At 38.8% G+C, this 21,259-nt stretch carries 19 protein-coding genes and 1 tRNA gene; 11 read left to right on the forward strand and 9 right to left on the reverse strand.

Annotated elements, in window-relative coordinates; genetic code table 11:
* The first annotated feature begins 464 nt into the window (after positions 1-464).
* Both HUU81_RS13270 and HUU81_RS13275 read left to right on the forward strand, forming a co-directional pair.
* On the forward strand, positions 465-1,040 hold the full coding sequence (locus HUU81_RS13270; protein WP_199609419.1) for a GNAT family N-acetyltransferase: 576 nt from the start codon (positions 465-467) through the stop codon (positions 1,038-1,040).
* A 34-nt stretch (positions 1,041-1,074) separates the two neighbouring features.
* Complete coding sequence (locus HUU81_RS13275; RefSeq protein ID WP_199609421.1) at positions 1,075-2,418, forward strand: NAD(P)/FAD-dependent oxidoreductase; 1,344 nt, start codon at positions 1,075-1,077, stop codon at positions 2,416-2,418.
* Positions 2,419-2,471: 53 nt separating this feature from the next.
* Here the strand turns inward: HUU81_RS13275 and HUU81_RS13280 are convergent, their stop codons facing one another.
* Both HUU81_RS13280 and HUU81_RS13285 read right to left on the reverse strand, forming a co-directional pair.
* A complete protein-coding gene (locus tag HUU81_RS13280; RefSeq protein WP_199609423.1) occupies positions 2,472-3,413 on the reverse strand; it encodes a general secretion pathway protein GspB in 942 nt (313 codons plus the stop codon).
* A 72-nt stretch (positions 3,414-3,485) separates the two neighbouring features.
* Positions 3,486-4,388 (reverse strand): ExeA family protein, encoded by a 903-nt coding sequence (locus tag HUU81_RS13285; RefSeq protein WP_199609424.1) that lies wholly within the window; start codon positions 4,386-4,388, stop codon positions 3,486-3,488.
* A 103-nt stretch (positions 4,389-4,491) separates the two neighbouring features.
* Here HUU81_RS13285 and HUU81_RS13290 point away from each other — a divergent pair, with 103 nt between their 5' ends.
* Positions 4,492-5,721 (forward strand): multifunctional CCA addition/repair protein, encoded by a 1,230-nt coding sequence (locus HUU81_RS13290; protein WP_199609425.1) that lies wholly within the window; start codon positions 4,492-4,494, stop codon positions 5,719-5,721.
* 75 nt (positions 5,722-5,796) lie between these two features.
* Here the strand turns inward: HUU81_RS13290 and HUU81_RS13295 are convergent, their stop codons facing one another.
* Genes HUU81_RS13295 through folB form a run of 3 tightly spaced genes read right to left on the reverse strand, consistent with a single transcriptional unit; the run spans position 5,797 to position 7,535 of the window.
* Entirely contained in the window at positions 5,797-6,591 is a 795-nt protein-coding gene (locus HUU81_RS13295) for an undecaprenyl-diphosphate phosphatase (RefSeq protein WP_199609426.1), read from the reverse strand.
* Positions 6,592-6,643: 52 nt separating this feature from the next.
* Entirely contained in the window at positions 6,644-7,138 is a 495-nt protein-coding gene (gene folK, locus HUU81_RS13300) for a 2-amino-4-hydroxy-6-hydroxymethyldihydropteridine diphosphokinase (RefSeq protein ID WP_199609427.1), read from the reverse strand.
* Between the two features lie 43 nt (positions 7,139-7,181).
* Complete coding sequence (gene folB / locus HUU81_RS13305; RefSeq protein ID WP_199609428.1) at positions 7,182-7,535, reverse strand: dihydroneopterin aldolase; 354 nt, start codon at positions 7,533-7,535, stop codon at positions 7,182-7,184.
* Between the two features lie 214 nt (positions 7,536-7,749).
* On the opposite strand from folB, the gene plsY reads away from it, so the two are divergent.
* Positions 7,750-8,355 (forward strand): glycerol-3-phosphate 1-O-acyltransferase PlsY, encoded by a 606-nt coding sequence (plsY, locus tag HUU81_RS13310; RefSeq protein WP_199609429.1) that lies wholly within the window; start codon positions 7,750-7,752, stop codon positions 8,353-8,355.
* A gap of 204 nt (positions 8,356-8,559) precedes the next feature.
* Here plsY and HUU81_RS13315 read toward each other — a convergent pair whose 3' ends face one another.
* The 3 genes from HUU81_RS13315 to HUU81_RS13325 form a co-directional block, all read right to left on the reverse strand.
* Positions 8,560-9,252: an alpha/beta hydrolase family protein gene (locus HUU81_RS13315; protein WP_199609430.1), complete on the reverse strand. Its 693-nt coding sequence runs from the start codon at positions 9,250-9,252 to the stop codon at positions 8,560-8,562.
* Entirely contained in the window at positions 9,240-9,587 is a 348-nt protein-coding gene (locus HUU81_RS13320) for an alpha/beta hydrolase (RefSeq protein ID WP_199609431.1), read from the reverse strand. Before HUU81_RS13320 ends, HUU81_RS13315 begins: the two co-directional genes overlap by 13 nt.
* A 103-nt stretch (positions 9,588-9,690) precedes the next feature.
* Complete coding sequence (locus HUU81_RS13325; RefSeq protein ID WP_325071800.1) at positions 9,691-10,533, reverse strand: AraC family transcriptional regulator; 843 nt, start codon at positions 10,531-10,533, stop codon at positions 9,691-9,693.
* Positions 10,534-10,893: 360 nt separating this feature from the next.
* Here HUU81_RS13325 and HUU81_RS13330 point away from each other — a divergent pair, with 360 nt between their 5' ends.
* Positions 10,894-11,595: a substrate-binding periplasmic protein gene (locus HUU81_RS13330; protein WP_199609433.1), complete on the forward strand. Its 702-nt coding sequence runs from the start codon at positions 10,894-10,896 to the stop codon at positions 11,593-11,595.
* Positions 11,596-11,605: 10 nt separating this feature from the next.
* Here HUU81_RS13330 and tsaD read toward each other — a convergent pair whose 3' ends face one another.
* The gene (tsaD, locus tag HUU81_RS13335; RefSeq protein WP_199609434.1) at positions 11,606-12,646 is read right to left on the reverse strand and encodes a tRNA (adenosine(37)-N6)-threonylcarbamoyltransferase complex transferase subunit TsaD; all 1,041 of its coding nucleotides are present in this window, start codon (positions 12,644-12,646) and stop codon (positions 11,606-11,608) included.
* 211 nt (positions 12,647-12,857) lie between these two features.
* Here tsaD and rpsU point away from each other — a divergent pair, with 211 nt between their 5' ends.
* From rpsU to HUU81_RS13365, 6 genes are all read left to right on the forward strand, one after another.
* Positions 12,858-13,073 (forward strand): 30S ribosomal protein S21, encoded by a 216-nt coding sequence (gene rpsU / locus HUU81_RS13340; RefSeq protein ID WP_199609435.1) that lies wholly within the window; start codon positions 12,858-12,860, stop codon positions 13,071-13,073.
* Positions 13,074-13,093: 20 nt separating this feature from the next.
* On the forward strand, positions 13,094-13,537 hold the full coding sequence (locus tag HUU81_RS13345) for a GatB/YqeY domain-containing protein (protein WP_199609436.1): 444 nt from the start codon (positions 13,094-13,096) through the stop codon (positions 13,535-13,537).
* A gap of 143 nt (positions 13,538-13,680) precedes the next feature.
* A complete protein-coding gene (dnaG, locus tag HUU81_RS13350) occupies positions 13,681-15,447 on the forward strand; it encodes a DNA primase (protein WP_199609437.1) in 1,767 nt (588 codons plus the stop codon).
* 263 nt (positions 15,448-15,710) lie between these two features.
* Positions 15,711-17,546 carry an RNA polymerase sigma factor RpoD gene (rpoD, locus tag HUU81_RS13355; RefSeq protein ID WP_199612067.1) on the forward strand — a complete coding sequence of 612 codons (1,836 nt, stop codon included), beginning with the start codon at positions 15,711-15,713 and terminating at the stop codon, positions 17,544-17,546.
* A 433-nt stretch (positions 17,547-17,979) separates the two neighbouring features.
* Positions 17,980-18,056, forward strand: a tRNA-Ile gene (locus HUU81_RS13360).
* A 502-nt stretch (positions 18,057-18,558) separates the two neighbouring features.
* A complete protein-coding gene (locus tag HUU81_RS13365; RefSeq protein WP_199609438.1) occupies positions 18,559-21,204 on the forward strand; it encodes a TM0106 family RecB-like putative nuclease in 2,646 nt (881 codons plus the stop codon).
* Positions 21,205-21,259: the final 55 nt, after the last annotated feature.

The following is a 21,259-nucleotide window of genomic DNA, read 5'->3' on the forward strand; positions in this document are numbered from 1 at the left end:
GCATTCTACGCTTTCCGTTTTCAAAGTCAAGCAGTTAATCTAATTTATTTTTTGAAGTTTTTTTAAAACTTCACTCTTTCAAATTCGATTAACTGGTTAACCTTGACACCTGATTTAACGTCAAACATAGTGCTTGTTAAACCGTTTGGTTTGGCTGATGCTGCTTGCTTCCCCGTTGGTGTGGAGGCGCATTATAGGGAGATTTAAAAACAGCGCAAGTACTTTTTTATCTTTTTTGTTTGTTCGGTTATTTGTTAACCAGAATAGCATTTAAATCATTGATTTCTTGATTCACTTATTAATGTTCAACATGATAATTGAATCTTTAATTGTTGCATTGTCTAAGCAATAGCATTCTTTTAATACAGAACTACCGCTACATTCGTTAAGTTGGTAAAGTTGGTAGCTATAAAACCTAGGACATTTAGTAAAAGCTGAATACGAAACAGAAATATAGGAACTATATGCATCAGACGCAACCGTCATTAAAGATATCTGAAATAACACCTGAGCACTTTGCCGATATAATAAAACTAGGCAATGAAGTTCACGGTGACAATTACTTAACCGATGAATCGCTACAAGAAATCTATCAAAAAGGCTTTAATCACGATATCAACCTCAGTTACGTAGCCCATATGGAAGACAAGCTAATTGGATTTAGGCTTACTTATGCTCCTAATAAATGGAAAATAGATAAATGGTGTACGCCAACACAATGGGGCGTTGATTCAGACAAAGTAGTTTATTTTAAATGTAACACCGTAGATGAAGCATATCGTGGCCACGGAATTGGTGGAAAACTGCTTACAGCTTCAATCGAAAAAGCTAAGTCTGTTGGTGCAGTTGCTGGTGTTGCCCATCTATGGCGACAAAGTCCTGGAAATAGCTCAGTAAAATATTTTACTAAAGCCGGTGGTATATTGGTGAAAGATCACCCCGATAGGTGGAATAAAGCTCACTACGGTGACAATTATATTTGCACGATTTGCGGAGAAGATTGCCACTGTGTTGCAGCTGAAATGATTCTGCATTTTTAACTTTCCATAACGACAAGTAAAATAGCTACTGATTATGTACGACCCATTAAAAGAAAAAATAATTCCAAACAACCAGCCTTATCCCAATTCATACTGGAAAAGCCAAGTTGACCTTGCCCCGCTTCAAACGCAAATGCTGGAAACTGAACAACATACCGACGTTGCCATTATAGGGGCCGGTTATGCCGGACTAAGTTGTGCGCACCATTTAATGAAGCAACACAGTATTTCTCCCGTAGTGCTTGAAGCCAATAATGTTGGTTGGGGCTGTAGTGGCCGAAATGCTGGCTTTATACTTCCTTTAAGTGGAAGACTTGGCTATCAATCATTGGTCAGTCGATTTGGCATGAAAAACACTCAAGAGATTCATCAACAATTCCTTGAAGGTGTCAGTACTGTTCATCAACTTGTGCAAGATGCCGATATTGATGTTGATATGCAAGAGTCAGGCTATTTAAAAATTGCCCATAAGCCAAAATACTATGAACAACTCTGCGAGCAAGCAGATTATATGCAAGAACATTTCGGCTATAGCGTAGAAAGGCTGACACGTGATCAATTATTCAATAATTATTGTAAACACCAAGATGCCCACGGTGCTTTACGGTTTTCCCATGGCAATGGAGTGAATCCATTAAAGGTTGTAACAGCTTATAAAAAGCTTATTGATTCACAAAACGGTAAAATATATACCAATTCACCTGTGATCAATTGGACAAAGTTACTCAATGGTAAACACCAACTTAATACTCCATCTGGATCTATTATTGCTAACAAAGTAGTAGTGGCAAGTAATGGCTATACCCCATCCCATTTAGATAGAGACTTTACCCAGCGGGTTCTTCCTGTACTTAGTAGTGTTATCGTTACACGCCCATTAAATGATATAGAACTTGAGCAGTCTGGCTTGAAAACTAATCAAGTCATGATGGATACTCGAGCATTAAAATACTATTACCGAAAATTACCTGATAACCGAGTTTTGTTTGGCGGGCGAGGGGCTATTTCTGGTGCGGAAGCAGATAACCCGAAATATTATCAACGCCTATTATTAGCATTAAAACAAAGCTTTACTTGCCTTAAAGAAGTATCAATTGATTATCAATGGAGTGGATGGATAAGTGTTTCTTTTGATGATATTCCACACATCTACGAAGCAGACAACAATGTATTCTATGCAGCAGGCTACTGTGGAGCAGGTTTATCGTTTAGCACCTTAGCAGGCAAACGCTTAGCAGATAAAGTTGCCGGTGCATGCCAATACCAACATTTACCGTTTTACTCTTCTGCACTGCCTAAAATTCCATTTACTCAGTTTAAGCGGCTTGGTCAATGGGGTTATTATCAATATGGGCGGGTGAAAGATAAGTGGCTTTAAGAACTTAGTCATAAATTATCAGCTGCTTTCGTAATATGAAAACAGCTGATTCGTTAATAACTACCGCTCCAATTTTCCAGCGCAGGCAAACTAAAACGATTATTACCTTTTTCAAGAATGACCTGTTGCGGTAGAATTTTTAATAGCTGAATATCAGACGTAACCCATTGCCTCTCTTGCAACACTTTGCCGTTAACTTTGACCCAGCTTTGCTGGGCATCTGTTGAGTAAATATGCGCATCAAAAGAAAGAGCCGGAATGGAGTCTTGTACGGAGGCAGGTAATTCACCTAGCATAGGCGCACTTGAGACAGTTGAAGATGAGAAATTAGCATCAATAGCACCACCCGCCCCATCTTGACTATGTTGCTCGGTTTCTCTGACAGCTTGATTAAACTCTTTTAGTAATTGAGGGTCGATATTTGATGCATCAAATGCTGGCTCTTCAGTGCTTACATAACCAGCCTCAACCTTAGGCTGTTCAGCACTATCAGACGATAATGCTGACTCACTGGCTACATTTTTTACCTCACTTTCTTTTGAAAGTTTGTTATCTGTGTAAACATATTCTTCTTCAGCAGTTTTTTCTGTAGCTAATTCATTAGCTTCCTGCTTTTCAGTATTATTTTCTTGCCCGCTTTTTCGAGTATCCGACTCGTTTAATTCCGCTTCATTCTTTGTAGAATCTGTTGTTAGCAAGTCTACGTTCGCGCTTTGCACAGGTTCCAAATTATCAATCACATAACCAGTTTCACTCACCTCGGTAATAGTCGGTACTTTGTGCTCAGCTTGCGTACGCTGATAATTGCCATACACATTACCTAAGCCATAGCCCACTATCATGGCTAAAATTAACCCTAACACAATCGCTAAGCCACGGTAAAACCGTAACGCTGAATCATTATTACTACTTGGTGCTTGCTGATAAGGTTGCATAGGTTGCTCAACTTGGGATTTGGGATCAGTTTTTTTTAGGGCATCTAGTAAATAAGACATATTTTTTCTTAATTTAGTATATTTTGAATATCGTTGTTACAACACATATAAACGCAGTTACAAAAATCACATTCACATTGCAATTGCAAAGCCTGTTGCTAACGCTAACACACAGGCGGCAGAATAACCCACCCAACGCCATGGAATATATTGTTGGGGTTGGCTGTAATTAGGAATGATTTCTATTGCTGCTTGTTTAACAATTGCAGGCGTCACTAATGAACGATGCTCGCTGTACGCGCCCAACAAACATCTATCACATAACAGGTTGACCAACCTCGGAATGCCCTGCGTTACTTTAAATATTTGTTTCACTGCTGCACGCTCGAATAATTGTCTTTCGCATCCAGCTACACTTAATCTAAAACTTATGTATTGTTCAATTTCAGGCAGTGTAAGCGGTAATAAGTGATAACGTGCAGTGATGCGTTGCGCGAGTTGCCTTAATTCTTGACGTTTTAACATTGCCTGTAATTCTGGCTGACCAATTAACACCACTTGTAATAACTTTTTAGTGTTTGTTTCCAAGTTAGTTAATAGTCGTAACTGCTCTAATACTTCCGGTTGAAGGTGCTGGGCTTCATCGATTAATAAAATTGTATTTTTATTATTTTGGTGATTTTTCAATAATCTATTTTTTATCTTATCCGTTAGCAACTTCAAAGTGGCATCAGCTTTACGATAACGAATACGTAACTCATCGCAGATCGTGGCAAGTAACTCTAATTCTGAAAGGGCTGGATTAAGAATAAACGCGACATCATTATCTTCTGGTAAATTCTCTAGCATTGAGCGCGAAACTGTAGTTTTACCCGTTCCCACTTCACCTGTTAATAGAATAAAGCCGCCCGTGTCGCCAAGGCCAAATGACAAATGCGCCAACGCCTCTCTGTGACGATCACTCATAAACAAATATTGTGGGTTTGGCGCAATTGAAAAAGGCTTTTCCTTTAGACCAAAATATCCTGTATACATTTCCAGTTCTTCATAATTAAAAAATTGCTTAGGAAAAAACAATCTTTCATAGCATTCGGTTATAATCTCCGCAATATAACACATCAATTATCAGGAAAGTACTTTGGAAATATATCTAGTGGGTGGCGCAGTTCGCGATAAATTGCTTAACCGTAACGTCTCTGACAAAGACTGGGTGGTAGTCGGTGCAACGATAGAAGAAATGTTAGCACTGGGATATCAACAAGTAGGCAAAGACTTTCCTGTATTTCTTCATCCCAAAACTAAAGAAGAGTATGCCTTAGCTCGCACTGAACGCAAAACGAGCCAAGGATACACAGGGTTTACCTGTTATGCCGAACCTGACGTTACCTTAGAACAAGATTTATTAAGACGCGACCTAACCATCAATGCACTTGCCGAAACTAGTGATGGCCAAATTATCGATCCCTTTGGTGGACAAGCAGATTTAGCGAATAAAGTTATCCGTCATGTATCAGATGCGTTTGTTGAAGATCCCCTGCGCGTGCTTCGTGTTGCGCGTTTTGCTGCACGCTATCATGAATATGGATTTTCCGTTGCAGACGAAACCATGAAGTTAATGCAAACAATCGCCCATTCTGGTGAGCTTAACCATTTAACGCCGGAACGCGTATGGAAGGAAATGGAAAAGGCATTGCAGGAAGTCTCCCCCGCTATCTTTTTTGAAGTTCTTAAAGAATGCGGCGCATTAGCAATCATATTTCCAGAGCTTAATTGCTTATGGGGCATTCCGAACCCTGAAAAATGGCACCCTGAAATTGACACTGGCGTACATACGATGATGGTGTTGCAGCAAGCGGTAAAACTAAGTACTGATCTAGATGTAAGATTTGCAGCACTTTGCCACGATTTGGGTAAAGGTTTAACGCCTGAGCAACTTTGGCCTTCACACCATGGTCATGAAAAAAAGGGGTTGAAACCTATTGCTGAAGTTTGCGAGCGTCTGCGTGTACCTAATCAATGTAAGCAGTTAGCCCTTTTAGTGAGCGAATATCATTGCCATACACACAAAGCGTTCGAGTTAAAACCTGAGACTATTTTAAAAGTATTTAATGCTATTGATGCTTGGCGAAAGCCACAAATGCTTGATAAGTTTCTACTGTGTTGTACTGCCGATATGCGGGGAAGAACTGGCTTCGAAGAATCTGCATACCCACAAGCTTCATTTTTAATGCAGGCTTTTGAAGCATCACTCACCATTAATGTAAAAGATATAATTGCTGAAGGTCACCAAGGCGCAGCAATTAAAGAACAAATTAAACGGCAACGAATCCTAAAAATTAAAGCGCTGAAAGAAGCTATATCTAAATAGCGTATATACCATATGGCGCAAAGTGCTAACGTTTTATAACCGCTTCTTTGCGCCTTTATTTATGCTTGAGCCACCCTAAATAATAAAAAATATTAAGACCGCACCAAGCAGTAGGCGATAAATTACAAATGGCATCATACCCACTCGCTCTACAAAAATTAAGAAATAGTGAATACAGGCAAACGCACTAATAAAAGACAAACCAGTGCCTAGCAATATCGCAGTCCAATCAACTGCTTCAGCAGAAGTCACTAGGCCTAAACCTTGATAGCCCCCCGCAAGTGCAATAATAGGAATGGAAAGTAGAAAAGAAAAACGTGCAGCAGAACCTCGGTCCAGCCCCAACATTAAGCCAGCAGTAATTGTGATCCCAGAGCGAGACGTACCAGGGATGAGTGCAATAGCTTGAGCTAAACCAATAATTAACGCACCTTTCCAGCCAACTTGGTTAATATCTTTGTGTTGACGGGCTTTTACATCAGCCCACCAAAGCAGCAAACCAAAAATAATGGTAGTAGCAGCAATCACTGAAGCAGAGCGAGCATATTCTTCAACATAAGATTTTCCTAAATACGCAATAAGCGCTGCAGGAATAGTCCCAATAATAATCCACCAAGCTAATTGACTGTCTCGGGTTTGTTCACCTTTAAATGATGAAAACCACGCAGTAGTTAACTCAAATACTTCTTTACGAAAATACAGCAGCACCGCTAATAATGTGCCTACATGAACCGCCACATCAAACGCTAAGCCTTGTTCACGCCACCCTAAAATGGCTTGAGGCAAAATTAAATGCGCCGAGCTAGAAATTGGTAAAAACTCTGTTAGCCCTTGTATCAATGCTAACAATATAACTTCTAGGGTAGTCATCGCTTTAATAATCCTTTAAAAATAAAATAGGTAAAATGTAAAAATGATTGGTTTAACTGTTACTTATACTTAGATTAACCTTCCATAACTGCTGTGTATTTTTATCAAATGCTTGCCACAACTCTGAAAAGCTAAGTTTATCGGTAGGATGCAGTTCATTTGGAGCTACTTCTGCTAAAGGAAGTAAAACAAATGCATTTTTAGTGATTTCGTCTCGCGGAATTTGTACAGGCTCATCCGCTATAACATCATCATAGGTTAATAAATCTAAATCCAACGTACGTGGGCTAAATTTCTTAGCGGTTCTTTCTCTACCATTTTGCTGCTCAATTGTTTTTAAAATCGCCGCAACACTTTCTAATGATAAATCAGTATCAGCACCAATCACCATATTATAAAAATTTTCACCTTCAAACCCTACCGCTTCACTTTCATAAACAGACGAGAGTACCAATGGTCCAAAAAACTCCCCTAGGGAAGCAATTGCAGCTTGAATGTATTTATTTTTATTTATGTTTGAACCAACACTTATGTATATCTTTGCCAACTTTTGCTCCTAAATGCCAAAGCAGAATAAAACCAAATCAGAATCACATTGTTGAGCGTGTTATTTCTACACCTACAGATTGAGCATTTTCCACCGCTCCGGGCTTGTCTACTTTAATCGTTACCTGCTGCACATTAAAGCTGGTCAGAATCAATTGTGCTAATTGCTCACATACCGTCTCGATTAGCTCAAAAGCTCTGCTTTCAACATATTTGGTTACTTTTTCAGATACCTCTGCATAGTTAACAGCTGCTTTAATATCATCATTTTTCGCTGCGACTGACGTATCGGTCAACATTTCTATATCGAAATAAAGCGATTGTTTAATTTTTTTTTCCCAATCGTAAACACCTATGGTAGTGTCGGTTTTCAACTGAGTTATAAATACTTTATCCATAGTCTACTTATTACAAATGTAATGATAATCAATGACGTCTGGTCGGATACCTTATAGCTAAAAATATAAGTACCCTGTGCGCCTTATGCTAATGTCGCCTTGCATTTGTATAAACTACGTTTATATAGATCCGTAAGAGGGTGCTCATTACAGTATGCAATCCAGCAGGATAATACACCACATTATTAAGACTAGAAACACCACAGGAAGGTAAATGATTATATTGACAATATTAATGATAGTTGCAGCTTATTTAATAGGCTCTATCAGCTCGGCTGTATTACTGAGTAAACTATTGTCATTTCCCGATCCTCGCGTAAATGGTTCTGGCAATCCCGGCGCCACCAATGTGTATCGCTTAGCAGGTAAAATCCCCGCAATTATGGTGTTAGTATTTGATATTTTAAAAGGAACTATCCCTGTATGGTTAGCCTACTTTTTAAATATAGAACCCGTATTTTTGGGAGTGATCGCTATTGCGGCTTGCCTAGGGCACATCTTTCCATTGTTCTTTGGTTTTAAGGGAGGTAAAGCCGTCGCAACTGCTTTCGGCACTTTATTGCCGATAGGATTAGATTTGGCAGGTTTATTAATCTTAACGTGGCTAATAACGTTATTACTGTTTAGATATTCCTCTTTAGCGGCCATTATTACCGTATCGCTCGCCCCCGTTTTTACTTACTTTATTAAGCCTACTTATACCCTGCCAGTGATTATGTTGGCCACATTAATCGTCATTCGTCATAAAGAAAATATTATACGATTAATAAAAAATGAAGAGGCACGCATTGTTGGTAAGAACTTTTTAAACAGAAAGTAATGAGAATGGCGTTACTTTTTACTATGAAACTAGCTGAGCTTAAATTTCAATCATATTTCAAATCAGCACAGCTAACTCTCGAGTGCCGCGTTACATAGCATAGAAAAGCGCCGTTTGATGTAAGGCTAACTTCCCTTAACATCAACCCCAACACAAACCGCCACTTTTCTATTTATATCAATTAAGTAATCGTTGTAATGATGATTACAGCTGAGAAAGGAAAGCAAGTATTTTTTGGCTCATCATAGAGTGCACTTGCTTACGATCAACACCTTCACGGTCTTCACATAATGAAACGCCTTTTGCTTTATGCTTATGGCTGCAGCTATCAAGAAAAATAAAGTGGCCCTCATCATTATTTAAAGTCATTAACTCTGCGTTCGGCATATATTCTGCGTAATAACCTGCATGATACTTAAACGGTACAAATTCATTATTCTGGGCTCCTATAATAAGTGCCGGTATATTGATGCTTTGAAGACTTTCTTTAGTCGCCGCAGGCCCCACAGCCGGATCTAACATGATCACAGCTTTCACTCTATTATCACGATATGATTGCTTATAACTTGCAATTTTACCTATTTTTTCAGCTTGTTTTCCATTTGCATAGGTACATCCCATATCGCCGTTAGATTTACTTAATTGGCAGTAGTTAGTCATATTAGCCATATCTAAAGTCACCCCAGCCAAAGATGCCGCAGTCTGCCCGCCAGAAGAGTGGCCAACCACCACAACATTATGCCAATTTAAATGATGTTGAAATGGGTTGTTTTTCGAGAAGTGATCCAAAACAAAAGTGGTATCTTCAGCACGCTGCCACAACTTCATTGTGGTTGCTGGATCAATATTTTCACGCCCATAACGCCAAGACTCCCCAAAATGATTTAACCCAACCACAACCCCCCTTGTGCAGCTAAGGTGTACGCTAACCAATTATAATCACTCGCTGCGCCCATCGCACCATGAGACAATATTGCGACTTTATTAGTGTCATTGTTAGCATCTAAACATAACTCGCCAGATTGCTGATTTTCACAGTGGCCTTTTTTGTACCAAAGATTTATCTTTACTGGTCGTTTACTTACTTTGTTATATAGATCGAGCACTTTAGAATCTATGGCAGAAACGCCATGTTGCATTCCCACCGAAGAAGCGATTACGCTGGCACTATTGACGATGCTTAAAATTAAAAATGTAAAGCTTAACAGCAACTTAAAAAGCCTAATAAACATGATAACTCCAACAATTATATAAATATCTCAAGGTTCGTTTAACTATCATGCGCTGAATTAATTATGTAAGCATTGCAGAAAGTGCGCTTTTTCTGTTGTTCGTTTACTCATCGACAATAGGGATGTAAATATGTGTTTTTAATTCATTTGGTGGGGTAGTTGTTACACTGTTTAAATAGTGCTGCACGATTGCGCTGTCTTTCAGTTGCCGATTGTTTGGTATTACCCAGTTAGCATAAATACTTAGTATTGTTTGCCACATGGTATTATACGGGCCGCGATGCTCAAAACGAGCCCAACACCCCGCAGGACAAATATATTCCGTTAAATCTGAGCCTTCAAATACTTCATTTATCAATTCAGTGTCCAGTTGCACGCCTGCAAAAAAGGTACTGTTATCTTGCTCGCCCCGCCAAGGGCTCTCTAATGCCACGCCTATCAGCTTTTGTTGAGAAAAGTCAAAGTCCTCTTTTAAATTCAAAGAAGTGTGTAATTTTTCATACAATATCTGGGCTATTGAAAAGTAACTTTGCCCTTTAAATCCATTCCCATATAGCCCAATTAACCTTCGAGCAGGAAGTTCTAAGATATCAGGTAATAATGAAGGACGCTTTGAGCTTTTTATGAGGCGAGGCAACGTAACTTTTTGAATCTTCCCTCTCTTAACTTCACTCGGTTCGAGTAAATAAAGCTGACTAAAAGCACGTGAAAATGCAGCGACAGATTCATAACCCACACTGAGGGAAGTGTCTAACACCGACATTTTCAACTCTGCGAGTAAATAGTAAGCATATTCCATTTTTCTACGCTGAATAAACTCTCCTAACTTAAGACCAGTTCCCGCATAAAACACACGATTTAGGTGATACTTAGATACACCAACATGACTAGACAGTTGCTCAAGTGAGATGGATAACTCTATGTGTTCATGAACAAACTGCCCTATATTTGATTAATAATCTGAGCATACCGAATACTTGTGTGCTGTTTCATTATTTATTGATCCATTCAGTAGATAGACGTTTCAACTGCCTTTAAATGTTTAATATCACAAAAAACTTCATCATGTTCAAACCATTACAATAGGTTCTATGGAGCTTCCAGCTATTATCAGCTGCTATAAAGGGGTTAAGCATGCACATCATCCTAGCCACGAAGAGCAATACACTAAATGTTCTTTAACAATGAGCCGCATAATATTATGCAGAGTCCTCCTACCACAGCAAAGCCTAATACAGTAAGGTATTGCAATATAATCTAAATAACTTATATTGGTATGCAAGAGTAATATTAGGTTGGTGTTTGTATGAAGTACTGTCTAATTGTTTTTGCTGTCATTTTTAGCCATTGCAGCTATGCAGTTTCATTGTGCTATGACGAATCTCCGCCTTATGCGTATTTACGCAACGACACAGATCCCGCGAGCGTTTCTGGACAAAGTCTTGCTATGGTTCAGAACATTTTTAAGCATATCCCTAGCGTAACCGTTAAAGTTACTCTACTCCCTTGGAAACGTTGCCAGCAACTTGCTTCAGAAGGTGTTTATGATGGTATCTTGCAAGCAAGTTTTAATAAACAACGAAACGAACAATTCAAATTCAGTGACCCACTCTTTTACAGTTACGGACGATACTTCGCATTAAAAAGTAAGAAAATAGATAAATACAAACTCCACAATGCCAGCCATCTTTCTGTCGGTTTATTAAGAGGAAATTATTACGGCCCTCATATCACCCCGCTTATCGAAAAAGGGGTTTTTAAACAGACTACTTACTCTACTACTCCTCAACAACTGATGGGGCTACTCGAAAAAGGACGAGTAGATATTGTATTATTTGAAGAAAGCAGTGGCTGGGAAGTTGCCTCACGCCAGAATATAAAAGACAAAATAGAGGTTATCGGCTCGCCTTATATGCTTATCGATTATCGCCTCGTGTTATCACAAAAATCCAAGCACCTAGAATTGTTACCAAAGATAAATGAAGCAATTAAAGAAATTAATAAATAACGCTAAATAATTAATTATCTTTGATTGAAGGCAAGTCTTCAATTGACCAACGAGGCTGTGCTTTTACTGATAAAGGAACAACCTGCCCTGCTTTAAATCGCTGCATGCCAGCATAAGCGATCATTGCACCATTGTCGGTACAAAACTCCGCCTTAGGATAAAACACTTCCCCACCAAGTCCCGTCATCATGGAAGCAAGCTGACTACGCAAATATTTATTAGCACTTACTCCGCCTGCAACAACTAAACGTTTCAGTCCTGTTTGTTTTAATGCGCGCTTACATTTTATCGCTAACGTATCGATAACTGCATGCTGAAACGCATGAGCAATATCCGCTTTTACTTGTGGAGAACAACTTTGCGTTGTGTTATCAATATTATTGCGAATAGTATTTGCCGCTGCCGTTTTTAGGCCACTAAAACTAAAGTCTAATCCAGGCCTATCCGTCATTGGTCTTGGAAATTGATAAATGCCCGCATTACCTTGCTCTGCCATTTTAGCCAGTAAAGGGCCACCTGGATAATCCAATCCTAATAACTTTGCAGTTTTATCAAACGCTTCACCCGCTGCATCGTCAATAGACTCACCTAAAATTTCATACTCCCCTACATTAGCAACTTTCACTAACATGGTATGCCCGCCAGAAACTAGCAGCGCAACAAACGGAAATTCAGGCTTATTTTCTTCTAACATCGGCGCGAGCAAGTGTCCTTCCATGTGATGTACAGCAACTGCAGGTTTATTCCACGCGTACGCCAAACTACGCCCTATCGCACTACCTACCAACAGTGCGCCAACTAAGCCGGGTCCAGCGGTATAAGCAATCGCATCAATGTCATCTTTCTCGCAATTTGCATCTTTCATTGCCTGCTTTATTAATGGCAAGGTTTTTCTAACGTGATCACGCGACGCTAACTCAGGTACAACACCGCCATAATCCGCATGCACTTTAACTTGGCTATATAGTTGATGTGATAACAACCCTTGATGATCATCGTAAATAGCTATTCCTGTTTCATCACAAGAACTTTCGATACCAAGTACACGCATTAATTACCTACCCATTAACCTATAAAACTAAGATAAACCAGACTAAACTTATGTTTGAGGGCGCGGATTTTACCTTGTTGACAATAAATTACCAGTCGAATGATAAATAAGCTTTACATTGGATATCTCTTCAGATTAAAATGCCGCACCAATTTTAGTCGAATCGGTTATATTATAACCAAGCTGAATAGATTCTGAGGTGAATTTTTAAATGCCAGTAATTAAAGTAAGAGAAAACGAGCCGTTTGATGTAGCTCTACGTCGTTTCAAGCGTTCTTGTGAAAAAGCAGGTATCCTTTCTGAAGTACGTCGTCGTGAATTCTACGAAAAACCAACTGCAGAAAAGAAACGCAAAAAAGCGGCTGCTGTTAAGCGTCACTTGAAAAAAGTGAGCCGTGAAAACGCTCGTCGCGTAAAACTTTACTAATTTGAGTCGGTAGTTTACCCATGGCGTTATTAGAACAGCTGAAAGATGCACAGAAAGATGCGATGCGCGCGAAAGACAAAAACCGTCTTGGCACTATTCGTATGGCACTTGCTGCTATTAAACAACGTGAGATTGATGAAAAAATCACGTTAGACGATAGCGAAATTACCGCAGTGCTGACTAAAATGGTTAAGCAACGTCGCGATGCTGCAAAGCAATACGAAGAAGCTGGCCGTCCTGAATTAGCTGCAACAGAAAACGCTGAAATACTTGTTTTAGAAGATTTTCTACCGCGTAAGTTAACTGATGAAGAAATTGCAACGTTAATTGACCAAGCAATTGAATCTACAGGCGCGGCGAATATGCAAGAAATGGGTAAAGTGATGGGCGTATTAAAACCACAACTTCAAGGCCGAGCCGATATGGGCGCGGTAAGTGGACTGATTAGATCTCGCCTATCTTAAAAACCGATATTGAATATTAATAAGCCGCGCTTAATGTTAAGTTAAGCGCGGCTTATTTGTTTTTATAGCATCAATGTCTAATTTAACCGAGTCAGCTCTTCATTGTTGAAAGAGTACTCAATATGAAGCGGTAAATATTTATAGTGTCTGGACGAATCCCACGCCAATTTATCGATGATGTCATCGCTAGAACCGATATAGTAGAAATTATCGATCAGCGAGTGCGTTTAAAAAAGGCTGGTAAAAATTACCAGGCTTGCTGCCCGTTTCATAATGAAAAATCCCCTTCTTTTACCGTAAGCCAAGAAAAGCAGTTCTATCACTGTTTTGGCTGTGGCGCACATGGTAACGCTATTAGTTTTTTAATGGACTATGAAAACCTAGAATTTGTAGATGCCATTGAAGAACTTGCAGACTTTCATCACTTAGAAGTGCCAAGAGAGCAAACAAAAGGTGGCACAAAACAACCTAACCGAGCACAGCAGCAGTCTGATTATGAACTTATGGAAGCTGCAACCCAGCTTTATCGTCAGCAACTAAAATCTCATGCGAATAAAGATAGTGTTATTGAATACTTGAAGGGCCGAAACTTAAGCGGTGAAACCGTTCGCGCATTTCATATCGGCTATGCTCCTCCAGAGTGGGACACCCTATATAAACAGTTTGGCACTAATCAATCACAGCGTGCTCAATTAAACGACTTAAAACTCACTAACCAAAGCGATAACGGACGACAATACGACTTTTTTCGCGATAGGATTATGTTTCCTATCCGAGATAAACGAGGACGTGTCATCGGCTTTGGTGGACGAGTCATGGGTGACGGCTCACCAAAATACCTTAACTCGCCTGAAACACGTATATTTCATAAAGGCCGAGAGTTATATGGCTTGTATGAAGCCAAGCAAGCCAGTGCTAAAATAGAACAAATACTTATTGTTGAAGGCTACATGGATGTTGTTGCTCTAGCACAACATAACATCAACTATGCGGTAGCATCACTGGGCACTTCAACAACACCTGAACATATACAAACACTATTTAGAACAACCACTAAGGTCATTTGCTGTTACGACGGCGACCGTGCTGGACGCGATGCCGCATGGCGCGCACTCGAAAACGCCCTTCCTTATTTAAAAGACGGTGTTGAGCTTAAATTTCTCTTTCTACCAGATGGCGAAGATCCAGATAGTTTAGTAAATAAAGAAGGTAAGGAAGCGTTCGAAAGCCGTTACGTGGATGCCCAAACGTTAACTGACTTCTTTTTTGAAAAGTTGCATCAGCAAGTTGATGCGACCAGTGATGCAGGTAAAGCTGCCTTTGTTGCCAAAGCTAAACCGCTACTAGATAAAATACCAAGTGACTTTTATCGTGAAAGTATTATGAATAAGCTAGCGATGACGGTTAATCGCACCGCAGAAGAGCTGTCACGATATTTTGAAAAGCCACAGCAAACTTTAAAACCTCAAGAATCATTTAAAGTTACACCGATGCGCCGAGCAGTGGGACTATTATTACAGTACCCAACACTTGCCAATGCTATTCCATTTAAGCCTGCACTAAGAAAAGTTGATATTCCTGGTTTTGCTTTACTAATAGACATACAAGAATCAATTTTGCAGCAACCGAACACAACCACTGCAAGTCTGATAGAAAAGTGGCGTGAAAAGCCCGAAGGTAACTATTTAAATCAATTGGCCATTTGGCAGCATAATATTGATGAAGAGATGATCGAAAATGAGTTTGTAGATACATTCCATCACTTAGAAAACATGTACTTACAGAAAACATATGATTCACTATTACTTAAACAGAAAACCCAAGGCCTGAGTAAAGAAGAATATCTTATTGTAAATAGTCTACTGGCAGCCTTGAAATCGAGTAAAAAAGACCCAACATTGACAGATTAGAATCTAGCCAGATTTAATATAGTCTGCTAGAATGCACGGTTCAGTGCGTCCAAATACCATATCATCAAATTTGACTTGGTATAGTTATTAACCCTACCTAGTGTAAAGGTAAGTGGTGAACGCTTAAGATTAGTCCTATACATCGGTGCATACACTAGATGACCACAATGATGCTTAATAGAGTGCTCATTGTGCATGACTAACTTAAAGCTTACAACCCATCTTGTGCATTAGGCGTTCAAAGAGTGGAAGAGAAAATCTCTATGGAGCAAAGTCCTCAGTCGCAATTAAAACTCCTCATTACCAAAGGTAAAGAACAAGGTTACCTCACTTTTGCTGATGTAAACGACCACCTTCCACAAGATATCGTTGACTCGGATCAAATTGAAGATATCATCAGCATGATTAATGACATGGGTATTCAGGTGTGCGAAACAGCACCGGATAACGATGCATTAATGATGGCTGAAACAACCACAGATGAAGATGCTGCTGAAGCAGCAGCTGCCGCACTAGCTTCAGTTGATAAAGAAATCGGCAGAACAACTGATCCTGTACGTATGTACATGCGCGAAATGGGTACAGTAGAACTACTGACTCGCGAAGGCGAAATCGATATCGCTAAGCGTATTGAAGATGGTATTAACCAAGTTCAAATGTCAGTAGCAGAATATCCTGAAGCAATTACTCACCTACTTGATCAGTGGGATAAATATGAAGCAGAAGAAATTCGTCTAAGCGATATTATCTCTGGCTTTATTGATCCTAACGAAGTAGATAACATTGCACCAACAGCTACTCACATTGGCTCTGAAGTTCCTGAAGATCAACTTGATGACGAAGACAAAGACATTGACGATGATTCTGAGGAAGAAGAAGACACAGGTCCAGATCCTGAAGAAGCACGCGAAAACTTTACTGCACTTCGTAATCAATACGAAAAAATGGAAAAAGTAATTGCTGACAAAGGCCGTGCTCACCCAGATGCTCGTGAAGAAATTGTAGCACTTAGTGAAATCTTTAAAACCTTCCGCCTAATTCCTAAGCAGTTTGATTACATGGTTAAAAACATGCGTAGCATGATGGACCGTGTACGTACTCAAGAACGTTTAGTGATTAAGTTATGTGCAGAACATGCAAAAATGCCTAAGCGTGCATTTATGAAGGCGTTCGTAGGTAATGAAACATCTAACGCATGGTTAGATGCTGAGATTAATGCTGGCCATTCATACTCTAAAGGGTTGCTAGAACTTAAAACTGAAATCTCTCGTTGTATCTACAAGCTAGGTGCAGTTGAAGAAGAAACTGGTTTAACCATTGAACAAGTTAAAGACATCAACCGCCGCATGTCTATTGGTGAAGCAAAAGCTCGCCGTGCGAAAAAAGAAATGGTTGAAGCTAACTTACGATTAGTTATCTCTATTGCAAAGAAATATACAAACCGTGGCTTACAATTCTTAGATCTGATCCAAGAAGGTAACATTGGCTTGATGAAGGCAGTGGATAAGTTTGAATACCGTCGTGGTTACAAGTTCTCAACCTATGCAACGTGGTGGATCCGTCAAGCAATAACTCGTTCAATTGCTGACCAAGCTCGTACCATCCGTATTCCGGTGCACATGATTGAGACCATTAATAAACTTAATCGTATTTCTCGTCATATGTTACAAGAAATGGGCCGTGAACCAACGCCTGAAGAGTTATCTGAACGCATGTTAATGCCTGAAGATAAAATCCGTAAGGTATTGAAAATTGCTAAAGAGCCAATTTCAATGGAAACGCCAATCGGTGATGATGAAGATTCACATTTAGGTGACTTTATTGAAGATACCACTATCGACTCGCCAATTGATAATGCGACGATGGAAAGCCTTAAAAACGCAACTGAAGACGTGCTAGCTGGCTTAACAGCAAGAGAAGCAAAGGTACTAAGAATGCGTTTTGGTATCGATATGAATACCGACCATACCCTTGAAGAAGTAGGTAAGCAGTTTGATGTAACACGTGAGCGTATTCGTCAAATTGAAGCGAAAGCATTACGCAAGCTTCGCCACCCTTCTCGTTCAGAGCAGCTTAAAAGCTTCTTAGACGATAAGTAAAAGCTCGGGATCATTTTCCTTTATATAAACGGCGCACACAGCGCCGTTTTTTATTCTTTTTTATCAATAGCCTTTCACTTTATTTCATACAAGATGCACTGCTATTGAAGAGTTAAACCTCAATACTGATTTATCACCCCACAGCGCCTCATTTGCACAATCTAAGAGCTAAAACTAACAACTAAATAATATGTAGATTTATTGTTTCGAACAATTAACAAGCAAACAGCACATCAAGTTTAAAAAATCATTGATAAACAGGTGACAAGCTATTTAAAAATCCTTATACTTCTCCCCGATTTTGATTCCAGATACTATCCAAGTATCCTCAAATTACAAATGCCCCGTTAGCTCAGTTGGTTAGAGCACCCGACTCATAATTAGTGGGCTTAAGTGGTAAGAGTAGAAAAGCAAGTCCAAGCTTTAAAAATGTGGCCCCTTAGCTCAGTTGGTTAGAGCACCCGACTCATAATCGGTAGGTCCCGTGTTCAAGTCACGGAGGGGCCACCATTCCACTAGAGACGTGGGATGGCAGGTAAACAAACACTCACTTCTTCCTGTTTTACTAAATAAGTCCCCAATCCCTACCAAGGTCAACTAGAACCATCTAGATTTTCCCTAAATTTCATTTTAAAAAGTAGCCACGTTTGATTAGGGATCGCCCCTAGTAACGAAATTCGTGTAAATTTCACAACATTCATAATTGCAAATTGATACTCGAATAGATCTGCTTTTTTTCACCTATGCTTTATGCATTGCAACTACAACAACACTTTTACTCGAGTCATAAACCAGAAACGTCCCCTACCTAGGATAATGTTTTTCTATAGCTTTAGTGTTTTAATTGAGAGGTAATTATAAAGTATAAGTATGCTTTGCTTGGAAAGCCCTGTAAATCCAAAGGGTTAGTTTAGGTCATTAAGTAGGTATTAGAGATTCTATTAGCGATAGTTGGTACTTTGACAATATTTACCATACTTAATTGACCACAAACCCCAAATTTGACTATGACGTGAGCTCAATACTTAGCCGAAAAGCACTGAGATATAGTTTCACTTGCAAACGGAAAGCACAGCTACTATTTGAGAAGCAACCGCATGATGAATCATTTGATTATGATGAACATACTAAATTCACGATCATACAAAAAGTAAAATCAAACTCTAGACTCTTTGAGCAACGTTTGAATCGTAGGATCAACGATAGTAGTAAACATAAAATATATTTTGCGAGTTCACATGAGGGACTACCTGACTTTTATCTTAAAGCCGACTCTAATAGTTCATTGATAATACCACTTATTGTTATCCCACATTTCACTGTTAAACCATCTGATAGACAAGAGTTAGCATTAGCAACGTTAAATATTTCAAAAGCGGAGAATCGTTCAGTTAGCACTTTCGGTTTTATCGTTTTTAGTCCTGAACTAAAAGTAACTAAAGTCAATATTTCAGAACAGCTCATTGATAAAACTAGAGCTCATTCAGCCAGACTTCAATTACTAAAAAGCGCTGAGTTGAATCCAGTTTTTATCAAACATGAATGCAATAACTGTCCTTATTTTTCAAAATGTTATACAGAAGCAAAAAGCGCCAAACATTTATCACTATTACCTTACATCTCAGAAAAGCGAATTAGTGAGCTTAAAAACAGGGGAATTTTCACTTGGGAACAGCTTTCTTATACTTATAGAGCAAAAAAGAAAAAATCCCATACTTTAAATCACATCATACCTCTGCGAGCACTGGCAATTCGCAAAGCCAAAGTCTTTGTTAATGAGTACCCAGCAATTCCCTCATGCAAAAACTTAATATTTTTCGATATTGAAGGCTTACCCCACGAAAACTACAAATATCTGATCGGATTAGTTGTAATAAGTAATGCGAACGGCCGTATAACAAATTCCGCTAGTTATTGGGCTGATACACAATTGGAGGAATTGACAATAGTAAAACAATTCTTAGATTTTATTGCTGACTTCAAAGACGTTGTATTTTTTCACTACGGCAATTATGAAATTGATTACCTAAAATCAATAAAAAATAAGCTAGATGATGACTATCAATCCATTTGCAGTCAAGTTATCAGCAATTCCTTCAACACTTTATCTGTTTTAAGGACACATGTGCTTTTTCCAACTTTTAGCAATAGCTTGAAAGATGTAACTGACTATCTTTGTTTCGGTTGGAACTCTCAAATAAAAACAGGCTATGACTCTATTAAAAGCCGTTTAGACTGGCAATCAAACAACTGCAATGAAATTAAAGAATCTCTTATTGAATATAACAGGCTAGATTGCATGGCACTGAGCCAGCTAACGTTGTTTTTAAAAGGGTTAAAGCAAAGCTCTGATATCGTTAAGCCCAACCAACTAGAAAAACAAACGTATAACCTTTTCTGGCGAGATGAATATGCCACTGATGATATGCAAAAATTGTTAGCACATGCTTATTTTGACTATCGAAAAGAAAAGGTTTCTGTATCCAATTCGAGACGAATAACAAAATTTAAAAAACAAACTAATTCTGGATACCAGTTACAACCATATAAACCAAACAAAATAATAGAAATATCACCTAAATGCTGTCCGAAGTGCAAAGCCTCCTTGAATAAATCAAAGGTTATAAGAGAGTTGAGCAAAAAAGTTACAGATTTAAAATTTACAGCCAGTGGAGCCAAGCGTTGGGTGGTCCTATACAAAACCAATAAGTTTAAGTGTGCGTGCGGCTCAGTGTTTCAAGATCCCACATATCCAACTCAGAAACAACATATCGGCTTTAATGTTAAAGCCTATATTGTTTACCAGTACATGTTCAACAGACTAAGTCTTGCTCAAATAAAGAAAAACTTAAGTGAATTATTTCGTTTAAAACTGAGTGGTGCATCGATATTTGGTTACAAAGAAGAAGTCGCTAAATTTTACAGACCTATATACATAAAGCTCTTAAATAAGATCATAGAATCCAATGTAATTTATATAGATGAAACACCATTCAAACTCGAAGAAGGTACTATTTACGGTTGGGTGCTTTCCAACGGGGTTGACGTTGTTACGTTGTATAGAGAAAACAGAAGTTCTGATTTCTTACTCGAATTACTTGAGGACTTTAAAGGTGTTATTGTCAGCGATTTTTATTCGGGATATGACCGACTTAATTGTAAAAAGCAACGCTGCCTGATCCATCTAATCAGGGATATCAACCATTTATTGCTAAGATACCCAGATGATACTGCATTAAAAGTTATTGCAAGCAATTTCACAGAGCTACTAGCTAGTATAGTAAAAGATATCGAAGATAAATCTAAGTCCCGTAAATGGTATTTAAAGAAATTTAAGCCAGAAATTCAATTGTGCCAGAAAACCATTGTTGCTACTGACTGCCATAACATTGATACGAAAAAACTACAGAACAGGTTGATCAAATACTGGCATGAACTGTTTGAGTTTACGAATCACAATGACATTCATTGGAATAATACTGTGGCAGAACATGCTATTAAGCTGATAGCGACTCACAGAAATAAAAACTTGAAATACTTGAGTATTAAAAAGATTGAAGATTACATGACAATCCTGACAATTTACCAAAACTGTGAAATCAAAGAAAAAAGTTTCCTACGGTTTCTATTAAACCAAAAACCTGAAGATATTTTATAGCTAACAATGTGACTCCACGCTATCAATACTTAAGTATTTCGTTGTTCGAGTTTTC

This window comes from Flocculibacter collagenilyticus, assembly GCF_016469335.1.
GTDB classification, from domain to species: Bacteria; Pseudomonadota; Gammaproteobacteria; order Enterobacterales; family Alteromonadaceae; genus Flocculibacter; species Flocculibacter collagenilyticus.

Bases quoted from the DNA above. Each gene is read 5' to 3' on its own strand.
- HUU81_RS13270 (WP_199609419.1), top strand. From the start codon at position 465: ATGCATCAGACGCAACCGTCATTAAAGATATCTGAAATAACACCTGAG.
- HUU81_RS13275 (WP_199609421.1), top strand. From the start codon at position 1,075: ATGTACGACCCATTAAAAGAAAAAATAATTCCAAACAACCAGCCTTAT.
- HUU81_RS13280 (WP_199609423.1), bottom strand. From the start codon at position 3,413: ATGTCTTATTTACTAGATGCCCTAAAAAAAACTGATCCCAAATCCCAA.
- HUU81_RS13285 (WP_199609424.1), bottom strand. From the start codon at position 4,388: ATGTATACAGGATATTTTGGTCTAAAGGAAAAGCCTTTTTCAATTGCG.
- HUU81_RS13295 (WP_199609426.1), bottom strand. From the start codon at position 6,591: ATGACTACCCTAGAAGTTATATTGTTAGCATTGATACAAGGGCTAACA.
- folB (WP_199609428.1), bottom strand. From the start codon at position 7,535: ATGGATAAAGTATTTATAACTCAGTTGAAAACCGACACTACCATAGGT.
- plsY (WP_199609429.1), top strand. From the start codon at position 7,750: ATGATTATATTGACAATATTAATGATAGTTGCAGCTTATTTAATAGGC.
- HUU81_RS13320 (WP_199609431.1), bottom strand. From the start codon at position 9,587: ATGTTTATTAGGCTTTTTAAGTTGCTGTTAAGCTTTACATTTTTAATT.
- HUU81_RS13330 (WP_199609433.1), top strand. From the start codon at position 10,894: ATGAAGTACTGTCTAATTGTTTTTGCTGTCATTTTTAGCCATTGCAGC.
- tsaD (WP_199609434.1), bottom strand. From the start codon at position 12,646: ATGCGTGTACTTGGTATCGAAAGTTCTTGTGATGAAACAGGAATAGCT.
- rpsU (WP_199609435.1), top strand. From the start codon at position 12,858: ATGCCAGTAATTAAAGTAAGAGAAAACGAGCCGTTTGATGTAGCTCTA.
- HUU81_RS13345 (WP_199609436.1), top strand. From the start codon at position 13,094: ATGGCGTTATTAGAACAGCTGAAAGATGCACAGAAAGATGCGATGCGC.
- rpoD (WP_199612067.1), top strand. From the start codon at position 15,711: ATGGAGCAAAGTCCTCAGTCGCAATTAAAACTCCTCATTACCAAAGGT.